The sequence below is a fragment of the Marinobacter sp. GH_1 genome (assembly GCF_048595985.1).
GTDB lineage: Bacteria > Pseudomonadota > Gammaproteobacteria > Pseudomonadales > Oleiphilaceae > Marinobacter > Marinobacter shengliensis.
Map to the genome: position 1 here is coordinate 1,949,480 of NZ_CP184460.1, position 11,189 is coordinate 1,960,668.

The 11,189-nt window shown below is 50.9% G+C and carries 7 protein-coding genes; all 7 read right to left on the bottom strand.

Going from position 1 to position 11,189, the window contains the following annotated elements:
- Positions 1-347: 347 nt before the first annotated feature.
- The 7 genes from ACNSOI_RS08965 to ACNSOI_RS08995 all read right to left on the bottom strand — a co-directional run bounded on the left by ACNSOI_RS08965 (position 348) and on the right by ACNSOI_RS08995 (position 11,188).
- A complete protein-coding gene (locus ACNSOI_RS08965; protein ID WP_420195602.1) occupies positions 348-605 on the bottom strand; it encodes a hypothetical protein in 258 nt (85 codons plus the stop codon).
- Positions 602-814 (bottom strand): hypothetical protein, encoded by a 213-nt coding sequence (locus ACNSOI_RS08970; protein ID WP_420195603.1) that lies wholly within the window; start codon positions 812-814, stop codon positions 602-604. The genes ACNSOI_RS08965 and ACNSOI_RS08970 overlap by 4 nt, the downstream gene beginning before the upstream one ends.
- Positions 815-1,374: 560 nt before the next feature.
- Positions 1,375-2,130, bottom strand: coding sequence for an IS21-like element ISSpu5 family helper ATPase IstB (gene istB / locus ACNSOI_RS08975; RefSeq protein WP_420195604.1), 756 nt, complete (start codon positions 2,128-2,130; stop codon positions 1,375-1,377).
- 276 nt (positions 2,131-2,406) lie between these two features.
- Positions 2,407-3,573 (bottom strand): McrC family protein, encoded by a 1,167-nt coding sequence (locus tag ACNSOI_RS08980; protein WP_420195605.1) that lies wholly within the window; start codon positions 3,571-3,573, stop codon positions 2,407-2,409.
- 104 nt (positions 3,574-3,677) lie between these two features.
- A complete protein-coding gene (locus ACNSOI_RS08985) occupies positions 3,678-6,308 on the bottom strand; it encodes an AAA family ATPase (RefSeq protein ID WP_420195606.1) in 2,631 nt (876 codons plus the stop codon).
- A gap of 77 nt (positions 6,309-6,385) precedes the next feature.
- Complete coding sequence (locus ACNSOI_RS08990; protein WP_420195607.1) at positions 6,386-9,064, bottom strand: ATP-binding domain-containing protein; 2,679 nt, start codon at positions 9,062-9,064, stop codon at positions 6,386-6,388.
- A gap of 186 nt (positions 9,065-9,250) precedes the next feature.
- A complete protein-coding gene (locus ACNSOI_RS08995) occupies positions 9,251-11,188 on the bottom strand; it encodes a chromosome partitioning protein ParA (protein ID WP_420195608.1) in 1,938 nt (645 codons plus the stop codon).
- Position 11,189 lies beyond the last annotated feature (1 nt).

The following is an 11,189-nucleotide window of genomic DNA, read 5'->3' on the forward strand; positions in this document are numbered from 1 at the left end:
TGTATATGCGTGAATGTGCAGGAAAATTTGCCTAATTTGCTTGTCTTAAGCGAATCTCGCGAACTTACGGTCTTTCAACGACTTAAACACTGTATCTTGAGAACGATATTTTGCCTTCTGTGAAGCTTTCCATTGGCTGTATGAAACGAACAAAGCGCAATTACTCGTCAGATTGGCCGCTGCCGCTCGATCAGCTTTGCTGAATTTTTCTTCATCGTTGCACTAGATCTGGAAAAGCAGGGGGCACTGGCTAGCGGTTTACTGGGTTTGGTGTGGAGTTTCAGAGCAGGGGTGAAGAAGGCGGCCGATAGAAGTCAGCCCCTATAGGGTTGGACTAAACTAGCTGCTTACTCGCCTGGGTCAGGATCAGGGTCATTGTCGTGAGTCGTGCCGCGATCCAGTCGCGGTGGATGCGGCGGGTACGGTGGTGGGCTACCGTGGTAATGGCTGGACATTTTCAACATTGTCTCCACTACGAGCAGGCGGCGGTCCAGATCACGGTACTCCTGCGACATCTGGGTCACATTCTGACTCAGCTGCTCAGTCTTCTCACTCAGCAGGATCACCTTCTTACTGAAACCGAGGACCCGGTCCACAAAACTCATTGCGCACTCCCATCCCTGTCCCGAATCATGGCAGATACCTCGTCGAGGAAGGATTCATCCCCGGCAAGCTCCTGACGAATCTCTTCTTCAAGTGCAGCCCGACGCTCCGGATCGTGCAGGTCCCGCCTCAGTTGAAGAACGCTCTCATTAGCTTCTTCAACAGCTTTCATGGCGTTATCAAGCGCCCACTCCATCTTAGCAGCGGTCACGACACCTTCAGCCTCCAGTGCAATTGCGTTCCAGAGAGGCGAGGTTTCAGTTCAGAAATGAATTTAAGGTAAGGCTCGGGTAAGTTGATAAACGGTGCGCATTCGGAGGCCATTGCGGTGATTTTTTGCTCATTTTCCATTATATTGATCCATCGGTTTGTGGGTGTGCTGAGCCTTAAATCCTATTCCTATGGAAGCACTATGAGTTGGCTCTAAATTCAAAAATTCCGCATTTAGACGCGGAATCTAAAAAATGGATTGACCAAGTGGATAAACCGCGACCTAAGGAACGATCCAACTCACTGGGTTAGAGGGTTCGCTGATATGGCCGGGGCTATAAGCCCATGGACTTTTGAAGATGTATTGCGATTAAAAAGATTTCCCTATCAGGAAAATGAATTCGGCTGACAGATAGGCGACACCGCGCGGTTTTTCGGAAATCTTCAAATTTTCAGGTGCGTAAACCGCTGAAGGTTGCCACCCATTCCATGTGAAGCCTGCCACCCGGACCGGAGCAAGGCTGCCACCCATCGGAGCGTAGCGACGCGGGGTTTCTCTTCTTACTCCGAAGGCTCAGTGCTCGTCAACTTTGCCTGCTGTTTTCGCATGGACTCGCCCCGGAGATTGATCTTGTAAGCGTTGTGAACGAGCCGGTCCAGAATGGCGTCTGCGAGGGTGGCGTCACCGATTACGCCATGCCATTCCTCGATGGGTAATTGGCCAGTGGCGATGGTGGAGCGCCGGCCATGTCGATCTTCCAGCACCTCCAGCAAGTCCCTTCGGTTCTCCGCGCTCAGCTTCATCAGCCCCCAGTCATCCAGGATCAGCACGTCGACCTTGGCCAGGTTCGTCAGGAGTTTTGAGTATTGGCCGTCGCCCTTGGCAATGGTCAGCTCCCGCAACAGCCGGGTCAGGCGGACGTACTGGGCGGTGTAGCCCTCCCGGCAGGCCTTGTGTGCCAGAGCACAGGCCAGCCAGGTTTTGCCGACTCCGGTGGGGCCGGTAATGAGCACGTTCAGGTGCTCTTTCACCCATTGGCAACTGGCCAGTGATTGAACCAGTCCTTTATCCAGGCCACGTGAGTTCCGGTAATCGATGTCTTCGAGGATAGCCGTGTGCCGCAGCCTAGCCCGGCGTAACCGGCTGCTCATGCGCCGGTTGTCCCGCTCGGTCATTTCCCGGTCCACGAGCAGCCCGAGGCGTTCCTCGAAGCTCAGATCGGTGATGTCAGGCGTAGCCGACTGATCCGCCAGGGCGGCGGCCATGCCGGTCAGTTTGAGGGCGTGGAGCTTGTCCAGTGTGGGATGTTTCAGCATGTCAGAGATCCTTCAGTGGTAGTAGGCAGGGCCACGGATGTTGTCGTGGGTGTCGGGCAAGGCCAGTTCCTGTTGCTCTTCCAGGGGCTGCTGATCCGGTCAGAGCGGATTCGCACCGAGGACCTGGCTCACGGACGAAAGCTTCAAGGGGTTGACCCTGCATGGCGCCGTAGCGAGGTCCGCCGGAATCCTGCGTTGACTAACGACATAAGCGGATCAACTGGGCCGTATGAGAACACATTTTGGGTAGTCTGTTCGGGAGCGGGGAACGAGCTTTTACCAGTCGGTGGCAGTCAAAGAGCTGACGGTGTCCTCCATCATATTGCTGAGGCCTTCCTCGACATCAATACAAAAAACGCCTAGGTGCAACCTCTGGTATCCGTTGAGCTGCATTGGGTAATGGCGCGCTAGCCGGCTTTGCATAGGGTAGAGCAGAGCCAGCTCTGAGATACCGTAGAGATTCCCGTAGGCCGAAAGCTGATAAAGATCCTGCTGAGCGATGCCAAGCTTGGCGTCATCGTGATCGAGTAGCTTCCACTTTGCGTCGAGCACCATCACTACGTTCTTGTTACGGTCGATCAAACTGATGTCTGGTTTAGTTTGGAAGACTTTTCGATCTACATCTGGGCGGTAGGCCATGTATTTACGGGGTTGTTGCTCCCGAACAGTAAGTCCTGCTTGATGAGCAACGGGGCGTAATGCTGCCGCGAGCCATCGCTCGAAAAGTACATTCATATCGAACAGTATTGATAACAGAGCGTGGTTCCCCGCAGACACGTCAGGGCTTCTCGCGTCCAAAAACAGGCGACACCAGTCGAGAATAGACGCATAGCGCCGGTTGGTCCGGTTGAGATGAATGCTGTCGAGGTCTGACGAAATGAAACGGTTATCTGCAATGCCATCATGCTGCATCAGAAGTTCAGTAACGGCCTTCCGAGAAACATTGGACCGACACTGAGGAAGCAACAAATGAAGAGTGAACTTGATTATCTGGTTAATGGCTATGTCATCCGTTAGCTCATCATACTGACAGTAGAGGCGTTCGCGATGAGCCAGATTCTGGCGTAGTTGCTGATTAACCAGCAGCCTTCCCTTGACGACACCCAGATTATCCTCAAATTGCTGGTAGTCGCGCGGCTTGCCGATAAGGTTCTGTTCTCGGACCAATAGGCAGAACTCCTGAATAAAAATATCGAGCAATGAGTGTTCCTGAACTTTGATTGAAGCTCCGGCTCCTCGGTGAACCTTCATTAGACCGGCTTTACGGAGCATTCTAATCAGGGTTGCTCGACAAGACCCAGGCTGAGCTTCTTTGCCATAGATCTTTGGAAGGATTTCGAGCGTCAGTCCCTCAAGTTGAACAACCCCACAGAATTGTCGCCATTGAACTGTTTGGTGGCCCCAGCGAAATGCATCTGCTGGGATCCCTTTTGCCCTGCTCAACTGAGCCGCCTGAGTAGCTGTTATTGAGACGTCTCCCGGGCTCCGTGAAGGCCTAATTGGGATCACCTCATGTTCTAGGCAAGTCAGGACCTCAGCCATAGGATTTACTCTTGTGGCTCATAAATCTTTCGGATCGCGTCGGGGGTGACCTTTTCTGGCGTCGCTACTCGATAGTCAAGCAAGTCTTCAAAGTCGTCGTGATCGAAGCCAAGAATATCCGTCGTTTTGAGAACCTCATGTTCAATTATCTGCGGCTCGACTGGCCGATTATCTTGTTCTACATCCCGGAAAACGAGTTGAATTCGATGCCAGTCGTTGTAGAAGTACTCTTGTAGCAAAGGTATGAGCTGGTTAAGGAGGATATCCCTCAAGGTTTTGAAGTCTTTCACGCCATGCAGATAGGCATGGCCGAGAGTGAGATCACGATTCAACAGAAACCGGATCCGGCGATTGATGGTCTCCAACAGCCTCCGAAGATCGATTAGGCCTCCCTCTCCATCCTCTATATACCCGTCACCGCGAGATCCAGAAATGACCTTTGCGTTAGGCATCAGCTCTTCAAATCGGAATCGTCGGCGAAGCGCTGTATCGAGCAGCGCTATTGAGCGATCGGCAGTATTCATCGTGCCGTAGATGTCGAGATTTTTTGGGACGCCAAATCGCTCACGAGAGTAGGGCAGTGTTAACTCCATGCCCGCAGACAATCGTGCCTCCTCGTCGTAGACGGCACGTTTATCGGGCTCAATCAAGGTGATCAGTTCCCCGAAAATCTTGGCTATGTTGCCACGGTTGATTTCATCAATGAAAAGCGCAAACCGGGTTTCTGGAGCGTTTTGGGCATCTTGACAGATTTGTCTAAAAACCCCGGGCTCGACTCTGTATACGAGCTCATCCGTCTCAACATCCTGAGCCGGCCGAATGCCTTCCACAAAATCCTCATAGCTGTATGCTTGGTGAAAAGTAACGAAAGCGTAGTGAGTCTGGTCCGCTTGTTTTGGCGCCCCTTCCCTGAGCGTTGCCGCTTGTTGAATAAGGTCCTCACAGTCTTCTTGCCAATTCCCGGCCAGAAACCAGCGGCTATCAGAATCCTTGTCGAATACTAGTGGAGAGACTCGGTTCTTGTACTTTACTGACGTAGACGATTCGATCGTGTGGGACTGGAGGGTGGCCCAGATCTGTGCCTTAAGGTGTTGTTTTCGTCCTACTGCCTTGGCTTTTTGTACAAAAAATGGGTGGGCTTCGATTTCTTTAACCTTGGCAGACCTACCAAGGTCACATAGGCACATAAATACAACGTCGAACCAATTCACTGACTTCAGCTGTTCTGAGAGCCATTGCTCGTGCGAGATAGATGCCTGCTTTACGATGTATTTCTCTTTCAGTTTGTTGAGCGTGTAGGTTTTGCCCGTTCCTGGTGGCCCGTAGAGGATTTTGTTAATCGGCTCCGCGACAACTCGTTTGGGCTGGCCATGCTTGAGATTTACTGCCCCATTAACTGGTTTAGACTGCCAGAGTTTGTCGAGTAAGCCGGCACTGCGGGATTTGACTTCGCTACCTGAACTCTGAGGAGACCATTGTTGTTGGTCAATGGTGATCGTGCCCAACTCTGCCATGGTTATGAAAGGATCTTTGAAGACGTCGCGAACCGAGGTCAACTCAATGTCCACATACAAACAAGTGTGCCCTTGCTCGGCACGATTTTGCTCATAGTGGTCTGCCTCGTATGGTTCGGAGACAACATTGCCGGTAGCCATAATTCCTTTTGGCTCCTCACCAAGACGGATTACCCAAGCGCGGTCACCGGATGCCACGCTTTGGTTAGAGCAACTCCATCTCATCACCACGGCCTGCCCATCACGGGTTTGCGCAATATGATCAGGAAGATTGTCCCAGTTCCAGCTATTTGGATTCCAGGCGAATAACCAGCTTCGGCTCGACTGATCCTTCCATAGTTCTTTCAACGGAGACTGATAGAAGTCGAGATCCTTTGAGCCAAATTCTGCTTCCTTTTCCTGTCGAATTTCGTAGATCTGTTGATCAATCTCTGCCGCTGTTAGCTTTTTTACAATCTTGGCGGGTTTGCCCGTGAATTGCCGAACGATTGCTTGGCGCTCTCCGCTACTGAAAATGCGCTCCACACGATCGGGGTGAAGCATGTGCAGGAGCATGTGCCTAAGCTGCCGTCGCTCGCTTTCAGGAATTTGTCCCAACCAGTCGGCCAACTGTTGGTATTCGCCGAATAAATCCTTCCTTTCGTTGGGAGCGATCTGGAATGCACGTTTGAACACGTCGATACAATACGCCAGCTCCCGCCAGCGATTAGTGTTGAAACTGGTACCAGCGTTACCGACACCGGTTAGCGTACTGTCCGAAAGTAAAGGGTGTTCGGCGGAAAGCTGTGTCCCGGACCAGCTCCATACGCGAAGAACAGATCCACGCTTTTTGGCCGGCCCGATGTTCATCGGGCAAAGTAGCATTAGCCATAACATCTCAGCGGCAAGCTGTTTAACTTTCGCTTCGCATTCAGAAAGCTGGACTTCGAGCTTTTCGAAGAAGTCACCTTCACCTACGTCTGGGTTGTTGGTGAACCAGGTTTCTAGGGCCTGGATGTTATCCAATGTCCAGATAGTATTATCTGAAAATATGGATTGACCTTTTGCCAGGCTGCGGTCTAACCAGGTGTCAGCAGCTCCGTATAGGGCCGAGGAAGCCTTGTCTCCCTGGAATCGAGCCATGGTGGGGTACTCCTAGAAATTTTATTTGTATGGTCGTTACACATTTTTAAGATCTACCTGTTAAGAGGACATCCGAGTTACATCCAATTCTGAACAAACTCGTTCCTTAGCCGATTAAGTGGTTCCGGCAGATCTCCGTTGGATGTCATCCCCAAATACGTTGCCGCTCTCGTCATGCCAACGTAGAGGTACTTATCGAAAAGGTCCGGCTTTTGTTTTGCAAGCTCATCAACACTGACAAAAAACACTGCCTCGAACTCAAGCCCTTTAATATGCTCAATTGAGAAAACGCGCACGTTGTTCCCTTCACCCAAGGACTTCCCGTCGCGACACGCATCTGCGCGAAGATTGTAGTTCTCTAAACGCTGATTAAGAGCTTCAGCCATAGGCCCAACGAGCTCTTCGCTTTGAACGAGTACCGCTGTTGTCGGCAGGGGAGGAGAAAGATGCTCTATCTCTCTTATACGGTCTGCTAACCAATTGCTGACGTCCTCTAGATTGCAGCATCGCTCGACCAATGCTGGTTTGAGACCTTCATGTCCAACCGTTGGGGGTAACTCCCCGAGGGCTGAGAGATCACCGCCGCTGAGGGCCAATAGCTCGCTGGCAAGGCGGTTCAGTCTCAGGCTTTGCCGGTAGACCGACTTAATCTTTTTTACGATGATATCTGGGGAAACCCATTTCAATTGCTCCTGCGAGCGGAGACCAGTGCCCGTGATCCGCTGGTTAAGATCACCACAAGCGAAAAAGGACTGAGCATTCAGGCTAGACAGGTTCCGCATGGCAGCTAACTGGATAGCGGAGAAATCAGTAGCCTCGTCAACGAAAACCTGATTTAGAAACATGGTCGAGTAGTTCTGGAGGGCAGTGGGCTGGGAGCCATTGTTGCTTCGGGAGATAATCGGATCTGTTAGCAGGGATCGAGCTGTCTCCAACGTCAATAGCACTACGGCATCCAGCTCGTATTGAGAGAGGTGCTTCACTTTCTCCGGGGCGCGCTCATAGAACATATCTTTTGAAAGCGACGCCTTACGAAATGCCTTGTAACTCGCCGGCACGTCCAGTGTGTAGCGTCGGTATGCGCGGTTAAACCGATTGAGAGCATTTCGAATAGCGGCTCGCTCGCCAACCATCTGTAGCTCTTCGTCGGTAGGAATGCGGTCCCCAAGCCAATTGATGATTGAGTACGTCCTGCCACGCTTCGGTAGTGTTTTCTTCTGGTAACGGGACCGAGCGAGGGATCTGATAGCCTTTTTATAGATATCAAAGGCCTGCTTGTTATCAGTTTTAGACGTTGGAATTTCGTCAACCTCATCAGATTCCTCTTCGCCATCAAAAGTTGCGTCGTCCTCGTCTTCTTCTTCATCGATATCCATCTTGTCGACAAAGGTCGCTAGATCCTGGAAAAATCGCTTATCCTCCGTGTATTGCTTTAAACCGAGTTCTTTGAGTTGCTTCTCGGATTCTTGGTTAAGCGCCTGGAGGGCCTCTTGTATGGTTGGTTCGAGGCGAACCAATTCCCTCAAAACGGTCAGAAGCAGTTTGGGGTTGTTTGGTGGCAACGCATTACGCAGAGAGCTTAAAAGCTCTGGTTTCACGCGTTGCTCAGCGTTTCCAAGAATTGTGAGGCTCTCTGAAAGCTGAGTAAAGAGCCTGGAAAAATGGTGGTCGCGAAATGCTTCGTACCAATGTGAGGGCGCTTCAATTACACTCATTTTCACGCAGTCTAAACCGCTTTTGAGGATGAATTTGCCTGAACTTGTGGAGGATTGAAGTAAGCCGAGGTTTTGTCTGCTCAGCTTTCGGCTGTAGTTCTCCCATGTCACGATATCATCGTTCGTGACGGGCACATCCTCCCGAGCAAAGGCCTCTTTAAGATATGCCTTGAGCAAGTCCGTTGGCGTAAACATGATCCAGCTTTTGCTGTGCTCACGACCCGCAGCATCAGGCAAGGCGTACTGTTTTTCTGAGTCGTCCAAGAACTGGCTATCCAGCTTCTGGCTTAGCCGTTTGATTAGTGTCGTGGTTTTGCCGGTACCTGGCGGCCCCATGATCATAAGCCTGTGGTTCAGGGGCAGCCGAAAGATTTCATCCTGAAATTGGTCCAGAATTGGCTGATCTCTTAAGCCCATGGTGCGGCGAATCTCATGTGCCAATCCCTTCCTAATGACCTCTTCAGCCTCTCCACCAGCCAGCATAGCCTCAAAGTCATCAGCAGCCGTGCTATCGATTCCTCGGAGTAAGGCGCGAAGGGAGCTTATGCTTTGCTGACCGAGATCCTCGTGGTCGAATCGTGAATCTTTCGAATCCCACTCTCCGGCTACTTGTGAGGGGTGAAGCTGGCAGGTTTCGAGTACCGTGTATTCAGTACCATTGACCGACGCAGAGTCACCAACTGGCAGAGATGCTAGGCGCCCCATAGGTGCGTTGTAGCTTGCTAGGTTTCCGCGTTCACCGAGGGAAACCTGATATTTTCTAGCTACATAAACCGTTTTTTGTTCACCTTTATCATCCTCAAGTAGAATGCGAGCGATGGCCGGTTCTCTGGTAAGCCGATAATAACCGTCCCTTGCTTCACTGTTTATTTTGTCGAGGGTTTGATTAGTTTTGGTCCCAGTAAACGTGTTGGTATGCGCGAGTGCGCTAGTGCCAACCTCCGTTGTAGTTGCGATTTTCTCTTTCGCTGCTGCCTCAACCCGTGAAAAAATATCGAGGGTGTCTTCTGCCAAAATGGTGAGATGGTCTTGTAAGCTCACTACAGCCGTTCCTTATTTCTTATTTGAGTTTTCCCAAGGCGACCATTTGGACGGACCGCCATGCAGTTCTTTGGGGCTAGTCAGCGAGATTCACCGACACCTCTCGCGAAATCAAGTCCGCCGATTTGCTAAAAACTGAATCGATCATTTCTGCGTTCGATAAAAATACGACCTCTACAGCTCGAATCACGACAAGGGCCGTTGTTCAGCGCCTATCTTTCGTTTGAACAGGTATTCCTTTTCTGTGTGTCCACTCAATCTCAAGCGTATTGCTGAACGAAATTGCTCAGGCGCCCGCGTTGACGTTGTAATGATGTACTGAAAGCCGGGATTTTCTTGTGGAGCAATCTGGCCAAGCATTGCCCAAAACAGCCGCTCGCTCATTTCTGCTTCGCGAGGGGAGTCGTGCAAGAGGAAACCAGGGTGGTGGCTCCCAGAATTAATGCTGTCTAGAAGACACACAATATCGCCCGCCAGGGTCTCTATGACTCCGAAAGTGACCGAGTGAACCGGACCTATACGAAATGGGTGGTTATCGAACTTGTCCTCATCGAAAGCACCCCAGGCATCCTCACCGAGAAACTGCGCAAAGTTGTGCATCTGATCGTTAATCAGCTTTCGGCGATTTGAGTAGCGATCATTTTCTTGCTGAATTTGAATCGCGAGGCGGTCAGCCTCTTGACTAGCCGCTGTTCGCTGTTCTCTGACAGATTTCAGAGTTTCCCACTGATTAGGATTGGCAGCGATTCCAGAATAAAACTCATAATTTTTGACCGCTTCCTCCAGCTGACGCTGAAACGATAATTGTTCTAACTGTTGATCATAAAGTTCCTGTATTTTCAGGGCAATGCTCGCCAATTCGGTCTCGTAGGGATTTAAGTTTTGTTGGAGCTGGGTGAGGCGCTTTTCACACTGTTGTCGCCGTTCCTGAAGTCGATCAACTTCTTCTTTTCGCAATTTCCGTGTCCGAGTGCTATCAATGCTGATCGAGTTGATTCTATCGCACACATGCGAGCAGTCGGCCAGAAGTAAACCTGCGTGATCACAATACTGGTGAAGACGGCTCTGCAATGCATCAGGTTCACGCTGCAATCTCTCGATCTCCTGAACGTTTCCCTCAATCGTTGCATCGATTCGTGCGATCTCGTTATTTAACCAACGGCAGGAATCTCGGTCTTTGACTGTCTGTGAGAGGATTTCGAGACGCCGGTCATCTTGTTTTTTTTGCTGTGATCGGGAATATTCTAGATCAGAGCGGCACTTAGATATGCGTTGTGTTGCAAGCTTGCTGAGCGAATCTGGCTCCAGTAGATTTTCAGAAAAGAAAGGAGAACCTTGTTCAACACCCATAGCTTGAGACAGCTGATGTTTTACATGATCCATTAGGTCCCTTGGTCTGCGTTCAAGATCAGCCACCTGCTTTTCGAGGGACTTTACTTCTTGCTTGCAACTACTTAGCTGGCGATGAACGGACGCGTCATTTAATAAACCAAGGATAATACGGACCAGAAGAGCAGGGGATTGAGCTGGGAGTGAAAAGCCAGTTCCTTCTTTTCGCCAGTGGTAATAACTCTGGTATCGGCTACCTTGATCCCGTGTGAGCCAGGCCAGCACTTGGTGCCACTTTATGGTCTGATTGGATTCCGGGAAGCTTTTTACTGGAAGTCTGTTTACCAATTGCCGCTCGATGGCTCCCTGATACTGAGCATACTCATTGGTCACTTCGTTCTGAGCTAGCTGCTGCCAATTACCAGACTTGGAGGCCCGATAGTGTTTCTGGTGTTTCCAGGGCTTCAAGACCGTCCAGCATTCGTTGCCGACGTGGACTACCGCCGATACTGCGCCATCGGGCATGGCATAGCGCAGCTCCTCGCGTAGGGGTGTTCCCCTGTCCCAATGAGGATCGTCCAGGACAAAACGCAATAATTGACAGAAAGCCGTTTTGCCGACACCGTGGCCTGAGTTTGACTCCCCGGGTTCAGAGAGCACCAGATTCAAACCTCTTTTCAGCGGTATCTCCCGGATAGGGATCAAAGTATCTAGCGAGTCCAGTAACCACACCTTCTCAATCCATAGCAGGGGCGCCGTTGCCTCATTTGTTTTGTCATCAGCTTTTGCAGTCATC